The organism is Peptacetobacter sp. (assembly GCF_029264495.1).
In the GTDB taxonomy this organism is placed as follows: Bacteria; Bacillota; Clostridia; order Peptostreptococcales; family Peptostreptococcaceae; genus Peptacetobacter.
The window spans coordinates 1-24,979 of sequence record NZ_JARIBH010000060.1 but is presented as its reverse complement, the minus strand read 5'-3'; the positions used below and the strand labels follow the sequence as shown (position 1 = coordinate 24,979).

The 24,979-nt window shown below is 28.3% G+C and carries 22 protein-coding genes and 1 other RNA gene; 20 read left to right on the top strand and 3 right to left on the bottom strand.

Annotation, left to right across the window (positions count from 1 at the left end; genetic code table 11):
• Positions 1-258: 258 nt before the first annotated feature.
• Positions 259-2,394: a ribonuclease R gene (rnr, locus tag Q1J78_RS05625; RefSeq protein ID WP_300276920.1), complete on the top strand. Its 2,136-nt coding sequence runs from the start codon at positions 259-261 to the stop codon at positions 2,392-2,394.
• Positions 2,395-2,471: 77 nt separating this feature from the next.
• Here rnr and Q1J78_RS05620 read toward each other — a convergent pair whose 3' ends face one another.
• The 3 genes from Q1J78_RS05620 to Q1J78_RS05610 form a co-directional block, all read right to left on the bottom strand.
• Positions 2,472-2,795: an AzlD domain-containing protein gene (locus tag Q1J78_RS05620; protein ID WP_300276918.1), complete on the bottom strand. Its 324-nt coding sequence runs from the start codon at positions 2,793-2,795 to the stop codon at positions 2,472-2,474.
• Entirely contained in the window at positions 2,788-3,504 is a 717-nt protein-coding gene (locus Q1J78_RS05615; protein ID WP_300276916.1) for an AzlC family ABC transporter permease, read from the bottom strand. The genes Q1J78_RS05620 and Q1J78_RS05615 overlap by 8 nt, the downstream gene beginning before the upstream one ends.
• A gap of 314 nt (positions 3,505-3,818) precedes the next feature.
• Positions 3,819-4,640 carry an AIM24 family protein gene (locus Q1J78_RS05610; protein WP_300276914.1) on the bottom strand — a complete coding sequence of 274 codons (822 nt, stop codon included), beginning with the start codon at positions 4,638-4,640 and terminating at the stop codon, positions 3,819-3,821.
• A 302-nt stretch (positions 4,641-4,942) separates the two neighbouring features.
• Between Q1J78_RS05610 and smpB the strand changes: the two genes are divergently transcribed.
• From smpB to Q1J78_RS05515, 19 genes are all read left to right on the top strand, one after another.
• The gene (gene smpB, locus Q1J78_RS05605) at positions 4,943-5,398 is read left to right on the top strand and encodes an SsrA-binding protein SmpB (protein WP_118549326.1); all 456 of its coding nucleotides are present in this window, start codon (positions 4,943-4,945) and stop codon (positions 5,396-5,398) included.
• Positions 5,399-5,515: 117 nt separating this feature from the next.
• Positions 5,516-5,865: a transfer-messenger RNA gene (ssrA, locus tag Q1J78_RS05600) on the top strand.
• 208 nt (positions 5,866-6,073) lie between these two features.
• Positions 6,074-7,315, top strand: coding sequence for an ADP-ribosylglycohydrolase family protein (locus Q1J78_RS05595; protein ID WP_300276909.1), 1,242 nt, complete (start codon positions 6,074-6,076; stop codon positions 7,313-7,315).
• Positions 7,316-8,019: 704 nt separating this feature from the next.
• Complete coding sequence (locus tag Q1J78_RS05590) at positions 8,020-9,126, top strand: putative NPN-dependent ornithine cyclodeaminase (protein ID WP_300276907.1); 1,107 nt, start codon at positions 8,020-8,022, stop codon at positions 9,124-9,126.
• A gap of 44 nt (positions 9,127-9,170) precedes the next feature.
• Positions 9,171-10,061, top strand: a complete 891-nt coding sequence (locus Q1J78_RS05585) for a DMT family transporter (protein WP_300276905.1) — start codon at positions 9,171-9,173, stop codon at positions 10,059-10,061.
• Between the two features lie 182 nt (positions 10,062-10,243).
• A complete protein-coding gene (locus Q1J78_RS05580) occupies positions 10,244-10,654 on the top strand; it encodes a DUF3842 family protein (protein WP_300276903.1) in 411 nt (136 codons plus the stop codon).
• Positions 10,655-10,847: 193 nt separating this feature from the next.
• Positions 10,848-12,446, top strand: coding sequence for an ABC transporter substrate-binding protein (locus Q1J78_RS05575; RefSeq protein ID WP_300276930.1), 1,599 nt, complete (start codon positions 10,848-10,850; stop codon positions 12,444-12,446).
• A gap of 14 nt (positions 12,447-12,460) precedes the next feature.
• The gene (locus Q1J78_RS05570; RefSeq protein WP_300276901.1) at positions 12,461-13,444 is read left to right on the top strand and encodes an ABC transporter permease; all 984 of its coding nucleotides are present in this window, start codon (positions 12,461-12,463) and stop codon (positions 13,442-13,444) included.
• The gene (locus Q1J78_RS05565; RefSeq protein ID WP_330683232.1) at positions 13,437-14,270 is read left to right on the top strand and encodes an ABC transporter permease; all 834 of its coding nucleotides are present in this window, start codon (positions 13,437-13,439) and stop codon (positions 14,268-14,270) included. Before Q1J78_RS05570 ends, Q1J78_RS05565 begins: the two co-directional genes overlap by 8 nt.
• 11 nt (positions 14,271-14,281) lie before the next feature.
• Positions 14,282-15,202 (top strand): ABC transporter ATP-binding protein, encoded by a 921-nt coding sequence (locus Q1J78_RS05560; protein ID WP_300276899.1) that lies wholly within the window; start codon positions 14,282-14,284, stop codon positions 15,200-15,202.
• Positions 15,192-15,809 (top strand): ABC transporter ATP-binding protein, encoded by a 618-nt coding sequence (locus tag Q1J78_RS05555; RefSeq protein ID WP_300276926.1) that lies wholly within the window; start codon positions 15,192-15,194, stop codon positions 15,807-15,809. The genes Q1J78_RS05560 and Q1J78_RS05555 overlap by 11 nt, the downstream gene beginning before the upstream one ends.
• A 1-nt stretch (position 15,810) precedes the next feature.
• Entirely contained in the window at positions 15,811-16,563 is a 753-nt protein-coding gene (gene larB / locus Q1J78_RS05550; RefSeq protein ID WP_300276897.1) for a nickel pincer cofactor biosynthesis protein LarB, read from the top strand.
• The gene (larC, locus tag Q1J78_RS05545) at positions 16,556-17,890 is read left to right on the top strand and encodes a nickel pincer cofactor biosynthesis protein LarC (protein ID WP_300276895.1); all 1,335 of its coding nucleotides are present in this window, start codon (positions 16,556-16,558) and stop codon (positions 17,888-17,890) included. Before larB ends, larC begins: the two co-directional genes overlap by 8 nt.
• Positions 17,891-17,894: 4 nt before the next feature.
• Positions 17,895-18,713 (top strand): ATP-dependent sacrificial sulfur transferase LarE, encoded by an 819-nt coding sequence (larE, locus tag Q1J78_RS05540; RefSeq protein WP_330683277.1) that lies wholly within the window; start codon positions 17,895-17,897, stop codon positions 18,711-18,713.
• 124 nt (positions 18,714-18,837) lie between these two features.
• Positions 18,838-19,320: a hypothetical protein gene (locus Q1J78_RS05535; RefSeq protein WP_300276893.1), complete on the top strand. Its 483-nt coding sequence runs from the start codon at positions 18,838-18,840 to the stop codon at positions 19,318-19,320.
• A gap of 297 nt (positions 19,321-19,617) precedes the next feature.
• Positions 19,618-20,460, top strand: a complete 843-nt coding sequence (gene licT, locus Q1J78_RS05530; RefSeq protein WP_300276922.1) for a BglG family transcription antiterminator LicT — start codon at positions 19,618-19,620, stop codon at positions 20,458-20,460.
• Positions 20,461-20,481: 21 nt separating this feature from the next.
• Positions 20,482-20,970 (top strand): PTS sugar transporter subunit IIA, encoded by a 489-nt coding sequence (locus Q1J78_RS05525; RefSeq protein WP_300276891.1) that lies wholly within the window; start codon positions 20,482-20,484, stop codon positions 20,968-20,970.
• A gap of 72 nt (positions 20,971-21,042) precedes the next feature.
• Complete coding sequence (nagE, locus tag Q1J78_RS05520) at positions 21,043-22,482, top strand: N-acetylglucosamine-specific PTS transporter subunit IIBC (RefSeq protein WP_300276889.1); 1,440 nt, start codon at positions 21,043-21,045, stop codon at positions 22,480-22,482.
• 229 nt (positions 22,483-22,711) lie between these two features.
• A partial coding sequence (locus Q1J78_RS05515) for a beta-N-acetylhexosaminidase (protein WP_300276887.1) occupies positions 22,712-24,979 on the top strand: 2,268 nt, incomplete at its 3' end.

Sequence of the window (24,979 nt, the reverse complement as noted above, 5' to 3'; positions counted from 1 at the left end):
AGCATTAATTGTAGTTACAAAATAGTCTACAACCGGCCATTGTTAGACTAAAAGATTTTAAAGTTAAATTTAATTTTGAAGTTTATAAATACTGCTGTATGTCTTTTGATGTCAGCAGTATTTTTTAAATAATAAATAAAATATAATAAATTAATATAGATTTGGTTTAATATACCTTATAAGGTGTATAATAGAGTAAACAGTTAATAAGTATATAATTAATAAACAACATAAATTGGTTAAAAGGAGGTAACCTTTATGCTACCAGGATTAAAAGAATATTTAATAGGATTAATAAATGAACCAGGATATTCACCATTAAAAGTTGAAGAGTTAGCTAAAATATTTGATATACATAAATCAGAAAGACCAATGTTTTATAATTTTATAGATGAATTAGAAGAAGATGGATATTTAGTTAAAACTAAAAAAAATAAAATTATGTCAGCATCTCAAGCTGGTCTTTTTGTAGGTAAGTTTGTTGCACATGAAAAAGGATTTGGATTCGTAGAATCTGATGAAGAATTTGAAAAAGATTTATTTATACCAGCAGACTATATAGAAACGGCTATGCATGGGGATAGAGTTGTAGCAGAAATTATAAAAGAAGCAACAGATGAAAGAAGAGCAGAAGGTAAAATTTTAAAAATAGTAAAAAGAGAAGTTACTGAAGTAGTAGGTACATTCCAAAAAAGCGATAAAAGATTTGGATTTGTTGTTCCAGATAATAAAAAATTCACAAAAGATATTTATATTCCAAAAGCAGGCTTTAATGGAGCAAATACAGGAGATAAAGTTGTATCTAAAATAACTTTATATCCAAGACCAGGAAAGAAACCAGAAGGAATAATAACAGAAGTGATAGGTAAAAAAGGAGATAGGTATGTAGAAATAGATTCTATAGTAAGGGCTAATAATTTACCAGATGATTTTCCTAAAAAAGTCCAAAGAGAAGCAGAACAGATAACAGCGCCTACAGAAGAAGAATTTAAAAATAGATTAGATTTAAGGGATTTAGATATATTTACAATAGATGGTGATGATGCAAAAGATTTAGATGATGCTATTTCAGTAGAAAAACTAAAAAATGGAAACTATAAATTAGGAGTTCATATAGCAGATGTAACTAATTATGTAAAAGAAGGAAGTAAAATAGATAAAGAAGCTGTAAAAAGAGCAACTTCTGTATATTTAGTAGATAAAGTTATACCTATGTTGCCTAAAGAATTATCTAATGGAGTATGCAGTTTAAATCGGGGAGAAGATAAATTAGCATTATCAGTTCTTATGGAAATAAATAAACAGGGAACAGTTGTAGACCATGATATAAAAGAAACAGTAATAAGATCGAAAGCTAGAATGACATATACAGAAGTATCAGATATTCTAGAAAAAGAAGATGAAAAATTATGTAATACATTTTCTGATTTATTAAACGATTTTAAAGTCGCAGAAGAACTTGCTAGAATACTTATGAAAAAAAGAGATAATAGAGGTGCTATAGATTTTAATTTCCCAGAATCTAAAATAGTTTTAGACTCAGAAGGAATACCTGTAGACATAGAACCGTATGAAAGAAGAATAGCAAATAAAATGATAGAAGAGTTTATGCTAGTAACAAATGAAACTGTAGCAGAACATTTTTATTGGTTAACAACACCTTTTGTGTATAGAATTCATGAAAATCCATCTGAAGAAAAAATAGAAACATTAGGAAGATTTGTATCAAGTTTTGGATATAAAATAAATAATGGCAAAGATGAAGAAGTTCATCCAAAAGCATTACAAAATGTACTTAAAAAAATATCAGGAAAACCAGAAGAGAGTGCTATAAGTGCAATTATGCTTAGATCATTAAGACAGGCAAGATATTCTCCATCTTGTGAAGGTCATTTTGGATTAGCATCAAAATATTATTGTCACTTTACATCTCCAATAAGAAGATATCCTGACCTTCAAATACATAGGATAATAAAAGAAACTATAAATGGAAGAATGGATAAAAAAGCAAAGGCTCATTTTGATACAGTTGTATCTTATATTTCAGATCATTCATCAGAACAAGAAAGAGCTGCAGATCTTGCGGAAAGAGAAGTAGATGATTATTATAAAGCAGTATATATGGAAAAAAGAATAGGAAGAGAGTACGAAGGAACTGTATCTAGTATTACAAATTTTGGTATTTTTGTTGAATTACCAAGCAGTGTAGAAGGATTGGCAAGATTATCAGATATGAATGATGATTATTACAATTATGATGAAGAAAATTTCTGTGTACTTGGAGAAAGAACTAAAAAAATGTATAGAGTTGGAGATCCAGTAAGAATAAAAGTAGTAAATGTAGATATAGATAGAAAAGAAATAGATTTTAAGATACTTTCAAAACTTAATTAAATATTTATAAAAATAAAAAGAGATGCAAAATTAATAAATTTTAATATTGCATCTCTTTTTCATATTTTTAACCTAAATTATAAAAAATATGAAAATAATAATATAGCACCAACACCAAATACAAGAGAATGAAGTATTGATTTAAATTTAGCTGCAACAATAATTACAACTATAAGAGCTAATATTTTAGGATTCGTAAAACTTAAAAATAATAAATCATCTTTAAAAAATACATCTTTAGCTACAAGAGCACTAAGCATAGCAACAGGAACAAATTTTAAAGCTTCTTTCAACCAATTTGGTAATTCTTTATTTCCAAAAAGAAGTAATGGCAAAACTCTAGGAATGTATGTAACAATACCCATTCCAATACATAATAAAAACAATGATGTATTATTCATTTAAAAAATCTCCTTTCTTTTTAGAATTATTAAGAATTTTTTCAATAATAAGTCCAAAACAACATGCAATAATAGGAGAAATTACAATAATTAAACTACTTTTAGTTAAGTTATAAAGAATAATAAATGATATTATTGATATAATTGCAACTAAAATATATACAGGATTTTTAATAGCATTTATTATCATAGTTGTAAATAAAGCAGTTATTATAAATCCTGAGATATAAGTATCAATACTTATAAAATTTCCTAAAAAAGAACCGGCGACAAAACTAGCAAGCCAAATGAATAAACACATATAATTTACAAGTATAGCCTTTGTATCAGACCATCTTCCAGAAATATATTTTTCATAATTTACAGCAAATGTTTCATCTGTCAAACCAAGACCAAATGGAATAATATATTTTGGACTTTTATTTTTTATTACCATATTTAGATTAGAACTCATAAGGAAATGTCTTAAATTTATTATAAGAGTAGTCATTATTATAGAAGATATTGGAGCACCATATGATATCATAGATGCAGCTATATACTGTGCACTACCACTAAAAACAAGTAGAGACATAAGAAAAATAAAGAAAATATTTACCCCGGAAGCCTTTAAAAGTATTCCACCTACAAGACCTATTGGTATATAAGCGATAAATATAGGCAGAGAAGCTTTAAAACTATCTTTAAAGTCATCTTTATTGATATTCATAAAATCATCCTTTCATATAAAATTTGTAAAATAACAACTATATTATATATTAGAAAATACTTTAATTAAAGTAGTAAAAAGATAAAGTTTTTATAATAAATATACTTCTTATTAAAGAATATAATAAAAAAGATATATAATACAGAATATATATAAGATAAAGTGAAAGAGCGATACAGATTATAAAGTATAAATAAAAAAGATGTGAAAATTATTCACATCTTTTTATTGTATGAAGAACACCTAATTTTATTGGTGTCACTTTTTGATAAGAAAGTATATTAAATACTATAATATTGTATATATTTTTAGAATTAATCAAGTTCTCCATTATTCATATTTGAATTATCAGGCATAAAACCAAAAGATAAATCTTTATAAATAGATGATGTAGGAGCTAACCAAACTTTTCCAGTACCAGTATAAGTATTAAGGAAACCTTCACCGCTCATTGCAGATTTAAATAATGATTTTTGAGATTTAGTAACACTAAAGTTAACTGTTTCAGTTCTAGCAAATGAAAAATCTCCGTCAACTTTTAATTCTTCAGTACCATCTAATTCATATTCAACTATTTCATTTTTAGGTATAGGTAATTCAAGTACTAAAACACCAGTTCCAGATATTTGTAATTGGAATATACCATCACCACCTAAAACAGCTGAAGATACATTTTTTTGAGAAAAAGCTTTTAATTCTAATGAATTAGAGCAACAGTAGAAAACTCCTTTATCAACAACAATAGATTCATTATTTAATTGAATCATAAAATAATGTTTAAATGATGGTTCTAGATATATTTCACCTGTTCCTTTATAAGAAGGTTTAACCAATGATTCACTAGTTAGAGCTCCAGATATTCCTTTTTTGAAAAATCCTCCAACACCACCAATTTTAGCATCAGAAGTAAATTGCCCTTTTGAATAATAAAGAGCACCCGCTTCTGTTTTTATAGAAGAATTATTCATTTTTATTCTTACTATTCTGGATTTTAGACCAGCTTGTTTTGCGAAATATATAGCCATAGCCATACTAGGATCTGTCGCACCATCAAGATTATTAAATTCTAAAACTTCAAAAGTAGATTCTCCATCGCTTAACGATTCAATTACAGTTATTTTATCTTTTAAATCCATATAATTTAGCCCCTCTCTAAAATAGCTATAAATTTTATGATACAACTATTATATAAAAATTCTAAATATTCATATTATATAAATATTTATGTTTTAATTATATTATATTTCATATTCTAAATAAAGATAAATATTAAATTTATTTTTATTTATATAATTAAAACTTAAAATTATTATAAATATAAGATTAATAATAATTTTAAAATAGATAAATATAATTAATTGACATGTTTTTTTTGTTATGATATAGTATAATCTAGTCTAAGAAATTATAAAATACTTTATGAAGAAGGTGAGAGGAAATGGCAGGAGTAAAAGTGCTTGCAACAAATAAAAAAGCTAGACATGAATTCTTTATAGAAGAAACTTACGAATGTGGAATAGAGTTAAAAGGAACAGAAGTTAAATCTATTAGACGGGGAAGAGTAAATTTAAAAGAAGGTTATTGTTCTGTTGATAATGGAGAAGTTTTTATGAAACAAGTACACATAAGTCCATACGAACAAGGAAATATATTCAATGTTGATCCTCTTAGAGTTAGAAAATTACTTCTTCATAAACATGAGATAAGAAAATTAATTGGTGCTACTACAGTTAAAGGATATTCTTTAGTACCTCTTAGTATGTATTTGAAAAATGGAAGAGTTAAAGTAGAGATAGCTTTAGCTAAAGGTAAAAAATTATACGATAAACGTCAAGATTTAGCGAAAAAAGATGCTAAAAGACGTATAGAAAGAGAAATGACTGGTAAATATTAATTATTTGAGTTTTTTTATATTAGTGGTATAATATAATTAACTACAAAATAATATTACTTAATATATTGATATGTGTAAGGAAGTTTGTTTAAGTAGTCTAAATTATAATTTTTACACGGGGGTGTAAAGGTTTCGACGGGGGTTTAGCACCTGAGGCTGCGTGTCGTGTTACTCTGGGTCACGTAAAAACTGGGGAATTTAAAATAAACGCAAACGATAATTACGCATTAGCTGCCTAATTGCAGCTTGTCCCTCTTAGCCCTCCTGCCGGTTAAGACTGGACATCATCTATGCAGGGAACTACTTTTTGGGTGCCTTGACTAAAAGTGGACTTATTGAGGCTGGTTGATAGTATCACCTGTTGCTCGGTTATACTTGATGCGAGATAAATAAAGAGACAACTACACACGTAGATGCAGCGGGGAAAGAGCTTTCGGACAGGGGTTCGACTCCCCTCATCTCCACCAATTAAATGTGAGAAAATAAAAAATGCTGACCTTTTTAGGCAGCATTTTTTTATTTTCTACTATAACTATATATGAATTAATAAATAATAAAAAAATTATATTATTATATTTGAATATAAATTTAAAATTAAATATTTAGAAATTTAACAACAAAATCTATAAATGATATAATTATAATAAAATAATGAAACTTAGAAGGAGATTCAAAATGTTAGGAGCAATTATTGGTGATATGTTGGGAAATGGATATGACTTTACAGGTGATATTCCTACATATGAAGAAGTAAAAGAAAAGTATAATAAACTATTTAAACAAGAAAATATAAAAGTAGATTTAAATAAAGAATATTTATTTACAGATGATACAGTTATGAGTATAGCAGTAGCAGATTCTATAGCTGATAGTTTTGGAAAAACATCTGATGAGATAAAAGCATCTTTAGTTAAAAATATGCAAAAATATGGAAGAAAATATATAAATGTTGGATATGGAATGATGTTTAAAAATTGGATACTATCAGAGAATCCTATACCATACAATAGCTATGGTAATGGATCAGCCATGAGAGTATCATCTGTTGGTTGGATGGCAAATAATTTAAATGAAGTCGATATATATTCAAGGTTAACAGCAGAAATTACTCATAATAGTAAAGAAGGTATAAAAGGTGCTCAAGCAATAGCAAGTGCAATATTTTTAGCTAGAAATAATACAGATAAAAGTATAATTAAAAAATATATAGAAAGAGAATATGGATATAATCTTTCTAATACTATTGATTACTATAAAAATATAGATATACAGAAAAGAGATGCTTTATGTGAAACAGCTGTTATGCAAGCTTTTACAGCATTTTTTGAAAGTGAAGATTTTGAAGATGCTGTTATAAAAGCTGTTACTATAGGTGGAGATACAGATACAATAGCTGCAATATCTGGATCTATAGCAGAAGCATACTATGGAATAGATGAAAAATCTAAAGAACTTGCTATTTCCTATCTTACTGAAGATTTAAAACAAGGTATAAATAATTATTTATATATATTGATGTATAGAAGAAATGAAAGAAAAAAAGTATATGATAGTATTTTTACAGAGATAGATTATTTTAAAAATAAAATAAAAAAAGATAATGGAAGAAAAATACCTTTATTCATGATGAATCAATTTGATATGTCTAATGAAATAGAAAAATTAATAAATATAGTTAATCTTCCTGAAATAGTAGATAAAGGCTATATAGATACATTAGATTTATATTCTATAGAGATGGATTCAGATATATATATAGAAAAAGCAAAACAATCTTCTCCATATTTATTAAGAGCTATGATAACAAGTATAGTAAAACAAGAAATATTTTCTCCAGGCACAGTAAATAGAGCAATAGAAGAAGGTGCTATATATGAAATTTTGATAAATTTAAAAGAAAAAAATTCATATAAATAGAATTTTTGAAAATAAAAAAAGTCAAAATAAGTCAAAAAATAACTAAATATAATTATTATGTATAAAAAATAGTTATAAATAAGTTATAAAAAATCAAAAAATATCTAAAAAATAGCAAAAATATAGAAAAAATAAATTAAAAAAAATTAAATTGAGTTAAAAATATAAAAGAAATATATAATTTAGATATTGTTTTAAATAATAAATATGATTTTATAATTAAATAAATATATTAGGAAAATGAAAAATAGATAAAATGTTTTTTGCTTAAAAAAATTATTTTATCTATTTTTTTATATTAATACAGTGAAGATTTAATAAAAAAATATTTTTTAACAATGAAAATATTTTAACTATATAAAATAATAAGGCGATATAATACTAAAAATATAAAGATGATTTATATATTTGTTAATAAATTATTATATTTAGATACATGTGATAACGTTTAACATATAAACTTTTTTTAACAAATTTTGGGGTAAAAATAGATAAAAAATACAAATTTTAATACATTATTTTTCAAAAAATGAAAAAATATTTATGCTGTTAAAGATTTAATATTGCCTACTAAATACTGAAAAATACATAATTTTTGATAAGGAATCATAAATATGATTGTTATATTTACATCTAAAAATATTTATGTTATATTATAGGCAAGATATAGGCCTATGTATAAAAAATATCAAGGAGGTATTATTATGTCAGTTTTTGAAATGCCTAAGTATAGACATCCTGACTTTTCAGAAGAAATATTTGTAAATGCACCAAATGCTAAATATGAGGAAGCAGAAAAAGATGGAGTAGTTCCAGAAAATTACCACAGTACATCAATGTATCCAGAATACTTCAAAATAGATGGAGAATGGAAGCTTGCAGAAGAAAGCCGTATGGATTCATGTGTAATTTTAAATGAAGATGGAACTCTATCAGTTGTAGAATCAAGAAATATCAAAAAAGGTGATAAAGTTCTTTTAGGAAGAACAGAAAGATGTGAAGAAGGAGTATACATGTATTGTCATGGATTTGAAGAAGCTAAAGATGCTTTAGACGATCAGTTCGTATTCCGTCAGGGTAGAAGCCGTGAAACTTCATATGCTAGAGACTATGATAAATTATTCGAACTATTAAAACATGAAAAAGAAAATGGTGGAAAAATAGTTTGGGTTATGGGACCTGCATTTGCTTTTGATGCTAATGCAAGAGCTGCAATGCAAGCACTTATAGAAAATGGTTATGCACATGGTCTTTTAGCTGGTAATGCTCTAGCTACACATGACTTAGAAGGAGCTTTATTACATACAGCACTTGGACAGGATATATACACTCAAGAATCTCAGCCAAACGGACATTATAATCATCTAGATGTATTAAATAAAGTAAGAAGAAGTGGATCTATACCACAGTTTATGAAAGATTATAACTTAAATGATGGAATTATTTGTAGTTGTGTAAATAATAACGTTCCAATAGTTCTTGCTGGATCAATCCGTGATGACGGACCACTTCCAGAAGTTTATGGAAATGTATATGAAGCAGCTAATGCAATGAGAGGAATAGTTAAAGGTGCTACTACAGTTATATGTCTTGCAACAATGTTACATACAATAGCTGTTGGTAACATGACACCTTCATTCCGTGTATTAGAAGACGGAACAATAAGACCAGTTTATCTATATACAATAGATGCTGATGAGTTTGTTGTAAATAAACTTTTAGATAGAGGAAGTTTAGCTGCAACAACTATGGTAACTAACGTTCAGGACTTCATCACTCGTGTTGCTAAAGGCGTTGGAGTAATGGAATAAATTTTAATACGATAAATTAATAAGGTAGTTATAGTGAGGTAGTTATGAAAAAAAGTAGTATGTTTAGTAAAGGTAAGTTAGCCTTACTATTTGTAGCTGTTGCATGGGGAAGCTCTATGGTTGTTATAAAAGGATCAACAGATACACTTCCAGCTGGTTCTCTTCTTGCATGGCGTTTTACAATTGCGGCATTAGTTTTAGGATTAGTAAATATAAAGAAATTAAAACAAATTGATAAAGAATACATAAAAAGTGGTATTTTTATAGGTGTATGCTTATTTATGGCATATTTTACTCAAACTCTAGGAGTTATGTTAGAAATGCCAGGTAAGAGTCATTTCTTATCATCAGCATACTGTGTATTCGTACCATTCTTAGGATGGATAATATTAAAAGAAAGACCTAAAATTTATCACATAGTAGCAGCTGTAATGTGTGCAGTAGGTATAATACTAGTTTCTTTAGTAGGAAGCTTTAGTATAAGCTATGGAGATAGTATATCTATAGCAAGTTCAGTATTCTGGGCAGCACAGATAATAGCTATTGCTAAATGGGGTAATGATAAAGATCCAGTACTTATAACAATACTTGAGTTTGTTGTATGTGCAATTTTAGCTTGGATATTCACATTAACAATGGAAGATCCAGGTTCTATACAATGGAATTTACCAGCAATAGGTGGAATATTATATCTTGGTATTGTTTGTTCAGGTATATGTTTCTTACTACAGACAATTGCACAGAAAACAGAAGATCCAACAAGTGTTTCTATAATACTAAGTTTCGAAAATATATTCGGATTAGTATTTGGAGCAGTATTCTTCGGTGAAACATTTACTCCACAGTCAATATTAGGATTTACACTAATGTTCTTAGCCATAATAATAGCTGAGACACAATTATCTTTCTTAAAAGGAAAGAAATCTGCTAATTAATAATACAGAAGTATTAAAAATTTAAATAAAAAAGTTAAATAATTATTTAACTTTTAAGTGTTGGGAATCATACCGATGATTATTTAATTATCGGTATGATTTACTGATACTTGCAAGCATAAAAAATTTCTGCTATCCTTATGTGGTATTATAAAAAATTTTAATAAAAGTGAGGAATATAAATGAAAGTATTAATCATTGATGCTCAAGGTGGCGGTATAGGAAAACAACTAATAATAGAAATAAAAAAGAATTTTCCAAAAGCAGTTATAACAGCGGTAGGAACTAACTCAACTGCAACAACAAATATGTTAAAAGCAGGAGCAGATCATGCAGCTACAGGAGAAAATGCTGTTATAGTAGCATGTAGAAAAGCAGAAATTATAATAGGTCCAATTGGGATAGTTATAGCAGATTCTATGTATGGAGAAATAACTCCAAAAATGTCTGAAGCTATAGGACAAAGTAATGCTGAAAAACTTTTAATTCCAATGAACCATTGCAATAATATTATTGTTGGAATAGAAAATAAAAAACCTAGCTTTTTCATTTCTTCAGTAGTAGAAGAATTAAAAAAATATTTTAATTGCTAGAAAGAATTAAAATAAAAAATTGAAATAATGGCATGAAGCTTACAATAATAAAATAAAATTTAATTTATTAAAAATTAAAGCATATAAAAGCATATTTTAATATTACTATAAAGTGTCAGAAGGCATATGACAATCCAGAAGGACAGTCTTTATGCTTTTTTTTTGCAATGAAAGAGAGGAAAATATGAAAAATATGAAGAAAAAAATTGTAGGCATATTATGCTTAGCAATGACAGTACCAATGTTAGCTACAGGATGTGGCAAAGATGACAAAGTAGCTTCAAAAGAGGACGGAATAAAAATATATATAGGGACATCAATATTTGATGAAACATTAGATCCAATAAAAGGTGGATTTTCATATGGATATCCTTTTATAAATAATGCACTTTTAAAGGTTAATAGTGATTCAAAATATGTTGGAGATTTAGCTAAAGATTGGAAAGTAAGCGATGATTCTTTAACATATACATTCGATTTAAATAAAGATGTTAAATTTAGTGATGGAAGTGAATTTAATGCAGAAGATGTTGTATTTACATATGAAACAGTAAAGAAAAATCAAGCTGATAATGAAAATGTAGATTTAACATATCTTGATTCAGTAAAAGCGATTGATGATGATACTGTTGAATTTAAATTATCAAAACCATATTCTCCATTTTTAGATACAACAGCATTACTTCAAATAGTTCCATCAGATGCATATGATAGCAAAACATTTGATACACAGCCAATAGGAACTGGTGCATATAAAGTTGCTCAATATGATAGTAATCAGCAGATTATACTAAATGAAAATGAAAACTATTTTGGCAAAAAACCAGAGATAGATAAAGTTACTATAGTAAATATGGAACCAGATTCAGCATTTGCAGCAGCTAAAGCAGGAGATTTAGATCTTGTTATGGTTGGAACAAACTATGCAGATGAAAAAATATCTAATATGCATTTAGAAAAATTAGAAACAATGGATGTGCGTAATATAAGTCTTCCTGTAAGAAAAGTAAGTGAAGAAAAGAATTCAGAAGGAAAAATGGTTAAGGTTGGTAACAATGTTACTTCTGATATAGCTGTAAGAAAAGCGCTTTCTATAGGTATAGACCGTAAAAAGATAATAGAAAATTCTTCAGATGGTATAGGTGTTCCTTCTGTCAATTTCACAGATAATCTTGTTTGGGCTAGCACAGATACATATGAAGATAATAAAGTAGAAGAAGCAAAAAAACTTTTAGATGATGCGGGATGGAAAGTATCAAAAGAAACAGGAATACGCGAAAAAGATGGTCAAAAATGTACATTTGATTTATATGCATCTGCTGGAGATACAGATCGTTATAATTTATGTGTTGCAGTAGCAGAAAATGCTAAAGATTTAGGTATTGATATAAAAGTGAAAACTGCTACATGGGATGAAATAGTAACATTACAAAATACAGAAGCAGTTATATGGGGTTGGGGTCAATATTCACCAACTGTTTTATCTTCATTATTTAAATCTGATTTATTCTTAACAGGCGGATACGATAATTCAGCAGGATACAGCAACCCAGAAGTAGATTCAAAAATACAAGAAGCTATATCTTCTAATAATCAAGAAGAAGCAATAGAATCTTGGAAAGAAGTTCAGAAACTTGCAGAAAAAGATTATACAAATTTATTTATAGTTAACATTGAACATTGTTATTTTGTAAATGATAATTTAGACATATCATTAGATACACAAATTCCACATCCACATGGACATGGAACACCAGTTATATGTAATATAGCAGATTGGAAAATGAAATAAATTGGAGAAGAATTATGAAAAGTTGGAAAAGAGTGATAGGTGAATGTATAAGAATGTTACTTTTATTAGTTGCAGTAAGTATAATAGCATTCTTATTGATAATAAAATCTCCTATAGATCCATTAGTTTCATATATCGGAACAAACTCTACTATTTCAGAAGAAGCCAAACAAGAAATCGCTGAGGAGTGGGATTTAAATTCCCCTCCTTATCAGCGATTTATGACATGGGGAGAACATGCAATAAGAGGAGATCTAGGAACTTCAATAACATATAAAAAACCTGTAATGGAAATAATAAAAACTAGATTCTCTTATTCAATAGTCCTTATGGCATTATCTTGGCTTCTTTCTGGAATTTTTGGTTTTATACTAGGTATAATTAGTGGAATGAGAGAAGGAGGAATTTTTGACAAAGTATTGAAAGTATTTTGTCTATTGATGAAATCAGCTCCTGTATTTTGGGTAGGATTGCTTATTTTATCAATATTTGCAGTTCAATTAGGATGGTTCCCTATAGGTATGGCTGTACCAGTAGGAAAACTATCATCAGAGGTTACCATATGGAATAAGATACATCATTTGATTTTACCAGTACTAACATTAACTCTTGTTAGTATAAGTGAAGTTGTACTTTATACAAGACAAAAAGTAATAGAAATAATGAATAGTGATTTTATATTATATGCAAAAGCAAGAGGTGAAAATAAGCACCAACTTATAACAAGACATATTTTAAGAAATGTTTCACTTCCAGCAATTACAGTTCAATTTGCATCTTTTAATGAATTATTTGGTGGAATGGCTCTTGCTGAAACAATTTTTGCTTATCCAGGAATTGGTAGTGAAACAACTATAGCAGCAATGAATGCAGATGTTCCTCTACTTTTAGGAATAGCAGTATTTAGTGCCATATTTGTTTTTGTAGGAAATCTAATTGCAAATATTTTATATGGCGTATTTGATCCTAAAATAAGAGAGGTGGATAACCGTGAATAATGATAAAGTTTGGAATAGGAGAATGACAGTTCTTATTTTAGTAATAATAGCAATTGTATATTTATTAGGTATTTTTATATGGGGGTTATTTATGAATCCATCTTGCTATAGTGCAAATTATGCAGATAAATTTTTAGCTCCAAGCATTAAACATATCTTTGGAACGGATTTTATAGGGAGAGATATGTTTCATAGAACAATAAAAGGTTTATCAAATAGTTTAATTATAGGAGTATTAGCATCTGTAGTTAGTTCTATTATAGCTCTTATTGCAGGTACTGTTTCAGCAGTATTTGGAGGTTGGGTAGATAAATTTGTAAATTGGTGTGTCGATTTATGTATGGGATTGCCACATTTAGTGCTATTAATGCTAATTTCATTTATGTTGGGAAAAGGAGTAAAAGGTGTTACTATAGCAGTAGCACTTACACATTGGCCAGCACTTACAAGAATTGTGCGTGCAGAAGTTATGCAGATTCGTTCAGCTCAATATGTAAAAGCTGCATACAAAATGGGAAAATCAAAAACAGAAGTAGCAATAAAACATATACTTCCCCATGTAATACCAGCATATTTAATAGGATTAGTATTATTATTTCCACATGCAATTATGCATGAAGCTTCAATTACATTTCTTGGATTTGGTATGCCATCAGAAATGCCTGCAATAGGTGTAATTTTATCAGAGGCAATGAAGCATATAGCAACTGGAAAATGGTGGCTTGCACTTTTCCCAGGATTAATGCTTCTAATAGCAGTAATATTATTTGATGTTATTGGAGAAAATTTAAAGAAACTTTTAAATCCTGGAAGTGCAAATGAATAAGGAGAATAAAAATGGAAGATAAAAATATTTTAAAGGTAGATGATCTAGTAGTATCTTTTAATATGTACAAAGGTTTTTTTAAAAAAGAAGATTTAGAAGTAGTACATTCGCTATCTTTAGAAGTTAATGAAAAAGAAATAGTAGCAGTAGTAGGATCTAGTGGATCTGGGAAAAGTTTGCTTGCACATGCTGTTTTGGGATTATTGCCTAAAAATGCCAATACTAAAGGCGAAATTTTTTATCAAGGTGAAAAATTAACTGATGATAAAAGAAAAGAAGTGTTAGGAAGAAAAATAGTGTTTATTCCTCAATCAATAGACTATTTAGATCCTGTTATGAAAGTAGGAAAACAAGCTCAAGGTGTATATTCAACAAAAGAAAGGCAAGAAGAATTATTTGAAAAATATAAATTAGATAAAAGTGTAGAAGATATGTACCCATTCCAACTTTCAGGAGGAATGGCAAGAAGAGTATTGGTTTCATCGGCTGTTATGGAAACACCTAAACTTATAGTTGCTGATGAACCAACACCAGGACTTAGTATAGATATGGCAATGGATACACTAAAACATTTTAGAGAAATAGCTGATAATGGAGCGGGAGTATTATTGATTACACATGATGTAGATTTAGCTTTAAACGTTGCTGATAAAATAGCTGTATTTTATGCAGGAACTATAGTTGAAATAGCATCAACAGAAGATTTTATAAAAGGAAAGGATGCACTTAGACATCCGTATAGTAAGGCTTTTATATCTGCATTACCTCAAAATGAATTTAAACCTATAGATGGAAAGCAACCATATGCAGGAGAACTACCTAAAGGATGTCTTTTTGCAAGTAGATGCCCAAACGTAAGTGAAAAATGCTATGGAGAAATTCCTATGAGAGATCTTAGGGGTGGAAAGGTTAGGTGTGTCAATGCAACTTAATTTAAAAAATATAAGTTTTAGATATTCAGAAAAATCTCCATGGATTTTAAAAAATATAAATTTAAATATAGATTCAGGAGAGAGAGTAGGAATAGTAGGACCATCTGGATATGGGAAAAGTACATTATCTAAAATTATTGCAGGATATGAAAATCCTACAGAAGGAGAAGTTTTAATTGATGGAAAACCAATTAAAAAGAGAGGATTTTGTCCTATACAGATGATTCATCAACATCCAGAATTATCTGTAAATCCAAGATGGAAAATGGAAAAGATATTAAAAGAATCATGGAATCCTGATGATGAAATGTTATCAAAATTTGGGATAGAAAAAGATTGGCTAAAAAGATGGCCTAAAGAGCTTTCTGGAGGAGAATTACAGAGATTTTGCATTGCTAGAGTATTAGCACCAGAAACAAAATTTCTTATTTGTGATGAAATCACTACTATGTTAGATGTTATTTCACAAGCTCAGATATGGAATGTATTATTAGAAATAGCTAAAGAAAAAAATTATGGAATGATAATTGTAACACATAATATGGAATTAGCAAAAAAAGTATGTACAAGAATAATTGATTTGAGGGAAATAAATCGGAGGTATTAATATGGATACAAATGAAATATTAAGAAAAGTAAAAAATGGGGAAATTTCTATAGAAGAAGCTGAAAAATTTTTTAGAAAACAGCCATTTGAAGAGTTGGGATATGCAAAATTAGACACACATAGAAAAGTTCGCTCAGGGTGTTCAGAAGTTGTATTTTGTAGTGGAAAAGCAGATGAACATTTAGTAAAAATATATGAAAGACTTTATCAAGCTGAAGGAGAGGTTTTAGGAACAAGAGCATCTAAAGAACAAGCAGAATTAGTGAAATCGAAAATTCCAGAAGTGGAATATGATCCTCTTTCAAAAATTTTAAAAATAGAAAAAAAAGATAAAAAACACATAGGTAAAATAGCTGTTTGTACAGCAGGAACTGCAGATATAGCAGTTGCTGAAGAAGCAGCACAAACAGCAGAATTTTTTGGTAATAAAGTTGAAAGAATATACGATGTAGGAGTAAGTGGCTTACATAGACTTTTATCAAGAGTAGATGTAGTTCAAAGTGCAAATTGTGTTATAGCAGTAGCAGGTATGGAAGGAGCACTTGCAAGTGTTATAGGCGGTCTTGTTGATAAACCTGTTATAGCAGTTCCAACATCTGTAGGTTATGGAGCAAGCATGAATGGAATTTCTGCATTATTAACAATGATAAATTCTTGTGCAAATGGAATAGCAACAGTAAATATTGACAATGGATATGGAGCAGGATATATAGCATCACAAATTAATAGACTAGGAGAATGTAATCATGAATAAAGAAAAATTATATTTAGAATGTTATGCAGGAATTAGTGGAGATATGTTTGTTGCATCACTTTTAGACTTAGGAGCAGATTTAGAAGTATTAAAAAAATCATTAAATAGTCTTGAAACAATAAAAGGACAATTTAGAATTGAAACAAATAGAGTTTCAAAATCTGGATTAGATGCATATGATTTTTCTGTCATTTTAAAAGATGATAATCATGATAGTGATATGGAATATTTACATGGACATGATAATACTAATCATGAACATCACGACCATGACCATCATGAACATCACGACCATAACCATCATGAAGGTCATCATCATGACCACAGTCACAATGAAAATCATCATCATGACCATTCTCACACTCATCACCATGTTGGATTAATAGAGATAAATGAAATAATAAATAATAGTGATATTACAGAAAATGCAAAAAAAATAGCAATAAAAATATTTGACATAATAGCAAATGCTGAAGCAAAAGCACATGGAAAACCAAAAACAGAAGTACATTTTCATGAAGTTGGTGCAGTAGATTCAATTGTAGATGTAGTATCAGCAGCTGTTTGTATAGATAATCTAGGAGTAAAAGAAGTTATAATTCCAGCACTTTATGAAGGTGTTGGAACAGTAAGATGTCAGCATGGAGTACTTCCAATTCCAGTACCAGCAGTTTTAAATATAGTAAATGAAGAAAATATAACACTCAATATAACTGGTATAAAAGGTGAGTTTGTAACACCTACAGGTGCAGCAATAGCAGCTGCTATTTGTACTGAAAAAAATCTTCCTAAAAAATTTAAAGTGTTAAAAACTGGTATTGGTGCAGGAAAAAGAAACTATGAAAAAGCAAGTATACTAAGAGCCATGATAATTGAAGAAGATGATAATGAAATAGAAAAAGATGAAATTATAAAAATGGAAACAAATATAGATGACTGTACAGGAGAAGCATTAGGATATACAATGCAAAGGTTAATAGAAGCAGGAGCTAGAGATGTTCATTATATGCCTGTTTTTATGAAAAAAAATAGACCTGCTTATCAATTAAATGTAATATGCAAAGAAGATAAAATGGAAGAATTACAACAGATTATATTTGAAGAAACAACTAGTATAGGTATAAGAATTCAGCGTATGGAAAGAAAAATACTAGAAAGACGACTAGAAACAAGAAAAACTTCTATGGGAGATGTTCAAGTTAAAGTATGTAAATTAAAATCGGGTGAAAGAATATATCCAGAACATGACAATATAGCAAAAATATGTAAAGAAACAGGAAAAACATGGCAAGAAGTATATCGTCAAATCATTGAGGAGTGCAAATAGTATCATGAATTATGAAGAAAAAAAAGAAAAAATATATAAAAAAATAGAAGATTTATCTCAAAATGATGTTGTATTAGCATTTTCTGGTGGAGTAGATAGTAGTTTACTTTTAAAATTATTTTCAGAAGCTATGAAAAAAACTGGTAAAAAAATATATGCAGTTACAATACATACAAAAATACATCCTATGAAGGACTTAGAAATTTCTAAGAAAGTTGCAAAAGAAATGGGTGCTGAACATATAGTTATAGGTATCGATGAACTTAAAGAAGCTGGAATTGAAGATAATCCGATTGATAGATGCTATCTTTGTAAAAAAAGTATCTTTGAAAAACTAAAAAAATTAGCTTTAGATTTAGATGTAAAAATAATTGTAGAAGGAACAAATGAAGATGACTTACATGTTTATAGACCAGGAATAAAAGCTATAAAAGAACTTGGAATAAAAAGTCCATTAGCAGATTCTAATTTTACAAAAGAAGAAGTTAGAAAGTTAGCAAAAGAATATGGTATATCGGTTTCAAATAGACCTTCGACACCTTGTATGGCAACTAGGTTTCCATATGGAACAAAATTAGATTATGAAAAAATACGAAAAGTAGAAGATGCAGAAAAATGGTTTAGAGATAATGGATTTTATAATATAAGAATACGTGTACATGATAATATTGCGAGAATAGAGATAGATAAAAATGAAATGACATTACTTTTAGAAAGAAAAGAAGAAGTTATTAAGAATCTAAAAAAAATTGGATATGACTATATTACATTAGATTTAGAGGGATTTAGATCAGGTAGTATGGATATAAATATAAAAAAATAAAAGCAATAAATTAAAAATATGATTTTAAAAAATTTAATTTATAGGAAACTTATTTTTAATACAATAAAAAGTCTGTAGTAAATGCTACAGATTTTTTTTATAATAAAAATAGAGGTGAAATACTATGTTAGAGAAAATAAATTTTAAAAAAGAAAATTTAGAACTTGATGAAGAACAGCTAATGGCTGAAAAAATAGTAGATATATTAAATCAATATGGTGTTGAAAACTGTGGATTTAGAATAAGCAATAAAAGAATAATGATATCTACAATAAACAGATATAGAGGATTAAAATACAGTGCATCTATACACACTGGAAAAGACACATTCACTAGTATAGTTATAGATTTAGACGAAAAAATATACATAAACAACGAGATAGAGAGAGATTTATTTTTAGAAATGATATATAAAAGAAATGATAGCTATTCTGAAAAGTGTCTAGGGAAAAATATGAGTCAAGGAATAGGTGTTAATAAAAATTATAAGTTTGAAATGATAAAAAATGAAGTTGTAAAATTTAATTCTCAAATAATAGTAAATTTATTTATAGAAACTGTGAATGATTTTATATCAGAAATAGATAGATTTAAAAAATATTTTTAAAAAGGATAAAAAAATAAAAGTAAAATATTATAATTTAGTATAAAAAAGAAAAAATTAATAAATAGTATTGACAAAAAAAATGGAAAATGTTATCCTATATACAGTAAAAAATGGATAAGACAATTTGGAGTGTTACTGGTTGAGCAGGCAAGATCGAATTTTATAATATACTATAGTATTATTATAGGTATATTGTATATATTTGGTCTTTTTTTTATTTCTTGTGATAATCTAGTTTATTTACGATATAATATAAATTAATGATTAGTATTATATTAAGAAAGGTAAGGATTTATGATGAAAGTTACAAAAGTAATAAATAATAACTTTGTATGCTCATATAATGATAAAAATAAAGAGATTATTATCATGGGAAAGGGAATAGGCTTTAAAGCAAAAGAAGGAGATCAGATTGATGCTGATAAAGTAGAAAAGGTATTCACGATGAATGGTAAATCTGCTATAGATAAATTTAAGCGTCTGATTGAAGAACTACCAATAGAACATTTTAAAGTGTCAAATGACATAATAAACTATGCTAAACGTACGCTTGGGAAAAGGTTAAACCAAAATATATATATAACACTTACTGATCATATAAATTTTTCAGTGTATAGATTTAAGCATGGTATGAAATTTAGTAATCCACTACTATGGGAAGTTAAACATTTTTATAATCCTGAATATATTATCGGCGAATATGCAGTAAATTTAATAAAAGAAAAATTAAATGTAGATATGGGTGAAGATGAAGCTGCGAATATTGCTCTACATATAGTAAATGCTGAGTATAATACAGAGATGAATGATGCTTTAAAAATAACAACTCTCATAGGAGATATATTAAAAATAGTAACAGATACTTTCAATATACAATTAGATGAAGAAAGCTTACATTATTCTAGACTTATTACACATTTGAAATTCCTTTCACAAAGGATATTTATGGGTGAGATGTTAAAAGATTCTGACGATGTATTTGCTGAAATTATAGCAACAAAATATCCTGAAGAATATAGGTGCGCACTAAAAATAAGGGATTATATAGAAAAACAATATAATCAGAAGATATCAAATGAAGAGCTTGTATATCTGACAGTGCATATAAGACGAGTATCTAGTATAGATGATGAAAATTAGAAAGTTATTAGAGGTGTAATGATGTTTAAAAAATTATTCGGAAAAAAAGACAATTCAATAAAACTTGTTTCTCCAATAAAAGGAGAAATAATACCAATAGAAGAAGTAAATGATCAAACTTTTGCAAGTGGTATGTTAGGAAAAGGTGTTGGTATAAAACCAACTGAAGGAAAAGTTTTAGCTCCAGCTAATGGAGAAATAACTATAATGTTCCCAACAAAACATGCAGTTTCTATATTAACAGAAGATGGAGCAGAACTTTTAATACATATAGGTCTTGATACTGTTAATTTACAGGGAGAACATTTTACAAGTTATGTAGAAGTTGGTCAAAAGGTAAAAGTAGGAGATTTATTAGTTGAATTTGAAGCAGAAAAAATAAAAGAAGCTGGTTATGATATAACAAGTCCAGTTCTTGTTTGTAACCCAGATAATTTTGAATCAGTTGAAGCTATAAAATATGGCCCAGTTGAATTAGGTGAAGAAATAATAAAAATGGGTAGAAAATAATTTTAAATTGTCTATTTTGCTCAAAAATAGAGCTGAAATAATAAAATTTTTTATGAAAGGAGAATATTTCTCATGATGAAATATTTACAGAAACTTGGTAAATCATTAATGTTACCAGTTGCTTGTTTACCGGTTGCCAGTATATTAATGGGTGTCGGTTATTGGATAGACCCTAGTGGTTGGGGTGCAAATAACATAGTAGCAGCATTCTTATTAAAAGGTGGTAGTGCACTTATAGATAATATGGGTATACTATTTGCAATAGGTGTAGCTGTTGGTATGGCAGATGATAATGATGGTACAGCAGGACTTGCAGGATTAGTATCTTGGTTAATGATAACAACTTTACTTTCTCCAGCAGTAGTTGCTATGTTCAAAGGAATACCTGAAGAACAGGTTGCAGCAGCATTTACTAAAACACAGACTCAGTTTATAGGTATATTAGCTGGTCTTATAGGTGCATCTTGCTATAATAAATTCAAAGGTACTAAATTACCTGATGCATTATCTTTCTTCAGTGGAAAAAGATGTGTTGCAATAGTTACAGCAGCTTGCTCAATGATAGCAGCTTTAATATTATTCTTCGTATGGCCAGCAGTTTACAATGCTCTAGTTTCATTCGGTGAAGGAATAATATCTTTAGGTGGAATAGGTGCAGGTATATACGGATTCTTCAACAGACTTCTTATACCAACTGGATTACACCATGCTCTTAACTCAGTATTCTGGTTCGATGTTGCAGGTATAAATGATATCGGTAACTTCTGGGGTGGAACAGGAGTTAAAGGTGTAACTGGTATGTACATGACAGGATTCTTCCCAGTTATGATGTTCGGATTACCAGCAGGTGCTTTAGCAATGTATCACACTGCAAAAGATAAAAAGAAAAAAGCTGTTTATGGTTTATTATTAGCAGCAGCAGTAAGTTCATTCTTCACAGGTGTTACAGAACCTCTTGAATTCTCATTCATGTTCTTAGCTCCAGCATTATATGTAGTTCATGCTTTATTAACAGGTGTATCAATGGCTGTTTGTGCAGCATTACCAGTTAGAGCAGGATTTAACTTCTCAGCAGGATTAGTTGACTGGGTATTAAGTTTTAAAGCTCCTTTAGCATTAAACCCATTATACTTAATCCCAATAGGATTAGTTGTTGGTGTTATATACTATGTAGTATTCAGATTCGTAATAGTTAAATTTAACTTAGCTACTCCAGGTAGAGAAGAAGATACTGTAGAAGCTGAAAAAGCTATAGTACTTGACAACAATGATTTTACAGCTATGGCTCAGGTTATATTAGAAGGATTAGGTGGAGCAGAAAACGTAACATCTATAGATAACTGTATAACAAGATTAAGATTAGAAGTTAAAGATAGTTCAAAAGTAGATGAAGCTAAAATAAAAACTTCAGGAGCTGCTGGTGTAATAAGACCAGGAAAAACTTCTGTACAGGTTATAATAGGTACAAAAGTTCAGTTCGTAGCTGATGAATTTAAAAAACTTTGTAAATAATACTGTAATGTAATTTAAATAAAATTATTGTCATATGAACGTCTTTTCAAAGACGTTCTATGGCAGTATTTTTTTTCAAAAAATACATAAAAATACAGAAAGCATTTTCATTAGTATAAAAAAATTATACAAATAAATAAAAATAATGATATTTACTAATATGTAAAATGTAGTTTAAATAAAAATTTAAATTATACACCAAAATTAATTAAAACCTTAGGAGGGTTATATGAAAGGATTTAAGAAACTAATTATATCGACGTTAGTTGCTTGTATGACTATGGTAACTCCGGCTTCATTCGGAATGGCTAATGTTTCTGCAGCAAAAACAAACAAAACAGAAATGAGTGTTTATTCAATAGATGCAGGTAGAAAATTTTTCTCTGTTAATCAAATAAAAGAGATAATAGACACTGCAAATGAAACAGGGTTTACGCATGTTCAGTTATTATTTGGTAATGATGGATTAAGATTAGTATTAGATGATATGACAATTTCTGCAAATGGGAAAACATATGCAAGTAAAGATGTTAAAAATGCAATAGAAAATGGGACAAAAAAATATTATGATGATCCAAATGGTACAGTTTTAAATCAGAGAGATATGGAATCAATTTTATCATATGCAAAAGCAAAAAATGTTAAAATAATTCCAGTTGTAAGTAGTCCAGGTCATATGGATGCTATACTAAACACAATGGAAGGTTTAGGTATAGAAGATGTAAAATTTGATTATCAAGGAACTACTTCAAAAACAACTATGGACTTAGCAAATAAAGAAGCTGTTGGATTTACAAAAGCTTTAGTTGAAAAATATGCTAAATATTTTAATGGAAAAGTAGAATATTTCAACTTTGGTGCAGATGAATATGCAAATGATGCAACTTATCATGGACCAAGTAAAAAATCAGGTTTCTTAGTTCTTCAGGAAGAAGGATTATATGATGATTTTATAAATTATATAAATGAAATATCATCTATAGTAAAATCTAACAATATGAAACCAATATGTTTTAATGATGGTGTATATTATAATAAAGATGAAGAAAATGGTACTGTAGATAAAGATATTACTGTTGCTTATTGGACACCAGGTTTTGAAAGATATACTCCAGCTCCAGCTAAATATCTAGTTGAAAAAGGTTATAAAATATTAAATACTAATGATAACTGGTATTATGTTGTTGGACGTAATGGAGAAGGTTGGTGGTATGGTTCTGCCATGGCAACTGATGGAATGAAGAAAAATAAATTCACAAGAGTTGTTGGAACTTCTGAAGATGAAAAATTACCTATAGTAGGAAGTATGGCTTGTACATGGGCAGATGAACCTAAAGCAACTTATGATTCAAAAGTTGTAAAAGATTTAATGAAATTATTTGCACAAGAGAATCCAGAATATATTTATCGTAAGGCAAATTACGATGTTGTAGAAAATGCTAAAACAAAATTACCAAAAGATTTATCAAAATATACAGAAGAAAGTATATTTAACTTAAAGAAAGCTTTAGCAAATGTTGTTTATGGAGAAAGATTAGAAGATCAATCAAAAGTAAACGCTATGGCAAATGATATAACAAAAGCAGTATCTAATTTAAAAGTAGAAACAAATAAAAAGAAAAAATCAGCTGTATTTTCAATAGATGCAGGTAGAAAATATTTCTCAAAAGAACAATTAATGAAAATTATAAAAAAAGCATCTGAAAATGGATACACAGATGTACAATTAATATTAGGAAATGATGGATTACGTTTTGTTTTAGATGATATGACAATTTCTGCAAATGAAAAAACATATACAAGTGAAAATGTAAAAAGTGCTATAACAAGAGGTAACAATCAGTACTATAAAGATCCTAATGGAGATTGTTTAACAGAAGCTGAAATGAATGAAATATTATCATATGCTAAGAGTTTAAATATAGGTATAATACCAGTAATAAACTCTCCAGGACATATGGATGGTATTTTAAATGCTATGACAGTTTTAGGTATAAATAATTCTCAATACAGTTATAAAGGTAAAAAATCAACAAGAACAATAGATTTAAACAATAAAGAAGCTGTAGAATTCAATAAAGAATTAGTTAAAAAATATGTTACATATTTCTCTAAATATAGCAAAGTATTCAACTTTGGTTGTGATGAATATGCTAATGATATAGATTCATCTAAAGATGGATATTATAATGGTTGGAGTAGATTACAGGGAACAGGAATGTATCCTAAATTTGTATCATATGTAAATGATATATCAAAAATTATAAAAGATGCAGGAATGAGACCTATGTGCTTCAATGATGGAATTTACTATGACAATAATGATGAATATGGTGAATTTGATAAAGATATAATAATATCTTACTGGACTGCAGGATGGTGGGAATTCTATGTTGCAAAAGCATCATATCTATACGAAAAAGGACATGATATCTTAAATCTAAATGATGGATGGTATTGGGTATTAGGTAATATAGATGGAAAAATAAATGGAAAT

What these genes read in the sequence shown, in the direction of transcription:
- rnr (WP_300276920.1), top strand. Translation starts at nt 259, where the DNA reads ATGCTACCAGGATTAAAAGAATATTTAATAGGATTAATAAATGAACCA.
- Q1J78_RS05620 (WP_300276918.1), bottom strand. Translation starts at nt 2,795, where the DNA reads ATGAATAATACATCATTGTTTTTATTATGTATTGGAATGGGTATTGTT.
- Q1J78_RS05615 (WP_300276916.1), bottom strand. Translation starts at nt 3,504, where the DNA reads ATGAATATCAATAAAGATGACTTTAAAGATAGTTTTAAAGCTTCTCTG.
- Q1J78_RS05610 (WP_300276914.1), bottom strand. Translation starts at nt 4,640, where the DNA reads ATGGATTTAAAAGATAAAATAACTGTAATTGAATCGTTAAGCGATGGA.
- smpB (WP_118549326.1), top strand. Translation starts at nt 4,943, where the DNA reads ATGGCAGGAGTAAAAGTGCTTGCAACAAATAAAAAAGCTAGACATGAA.
- Q1J78_RS05595 (WP_300276909.1), top strand. Translation starts at nt 6,074, where the DNA reads ATGTTAGGAGCAATTATTGGTGATATGTTGGGAAATGGATATGACTTT.
- Q1J78_RS05590 (WP_300276907.1), top strand. Translation starts at nt 8,020, where the DNA reads ATGTCAGTTTTTGAAATGCCTAAGTATAGACATCCTGACTTTTCAGAA.
- Q1J78_RS05585 (WP_300276905.1), top strand. Translation starts at nt 9,171, where the DNA reads ATGAAAAAAAGTAGTATGTTTAGTAAAGGTAAGTTAGCCTTACTATTT.
- Q1J78_RS05580 (WP_300276903.1), top strand. Translation starts at nt 10,244, where the DNA reads ATGAAAGTATTAATCATTGATGCTCAAGGTGGCGGTATAGGAAAACAA.
- Q1J78_RS05575 (WP_300276930.1), top strand. Translation starts at nt 10,848, where the DNA reads ATGAAGAAAAAAATTGTAGGCATATTATGCTTAGCAATGACAGTACCA.
- Q1J78_RS05570 (WP_300276901.1), top strand. Translation starts at nt 12,461, where the DNA reads ATGAAAAGTTGGAAAAGAGTGATAGGTGAATGTATAAGAATGTTACTT.
- Q1J78_RS05560 (WP_300276899.1), top strand. Translation starts at nt 14,282, where the DNA reads ATGGAAGATAAAAATATTTTAAAGGTAGATGATCTAGTAGTATCTTTT.
- Q1J78_RS05555 (WP_300276926.1), top strand. Translation starts at nt 15,192, where the DNA reads ATGCAACTTAATTTAAAAAATATAAGTTTTAGATATTCAGAAAAATCT.
- larB (WP_300276897.1), top strand. Translation starts at nt 15,811, where the DNA reads ATGGATACAAATGAAATATTAAGAAAAGTAAAAAATGGGGAAATTTCT.
- larC (WP_300276895.1), top strand. Translation starts at nt 16,556, where the DNA reads ATGAATAAAGAAAAATTATATTTAGAATGTTATGCAGGAATTAGTGGA.
- larE (WP_330683277.1), top strand. Translation starts at nt 17,895, where the DNA reads ATGAATTATGAAGAAAAAAAAGAAAAAATATATAAAAAAATAGAAGAT.
- Q1J78_RS05535 (WP_300276893.1), top strand. Translation starts at nt 18,838, where the DNA reads ATGTTAGAGAAAATAAATTTTAAAAAAGAAAATTTAGAACTTGATGAA.
- licT (WP_300276922.1), top strand. Translation starts at nt 19,618, where the DNA reads ATGAAAGTTACAAAAGTAATAAATAATAACTTTGTATGCTCATATAAT.
- Q1J78_RS05525 (WP_300276891.1), top strand. Translation starts at nt 20,482, where the DNA reads ATGTTTAAAAAATTATTCGGAAAAAAAGACAATTCAATAAAACTTGTT.
- nagE (WP_300276889.1), top strand. Translation starts at nt 21,043, where the DNA reads ATGATGAAATATTTACAGAAACTTGGTAAATCATTAATGTTACCAGTT.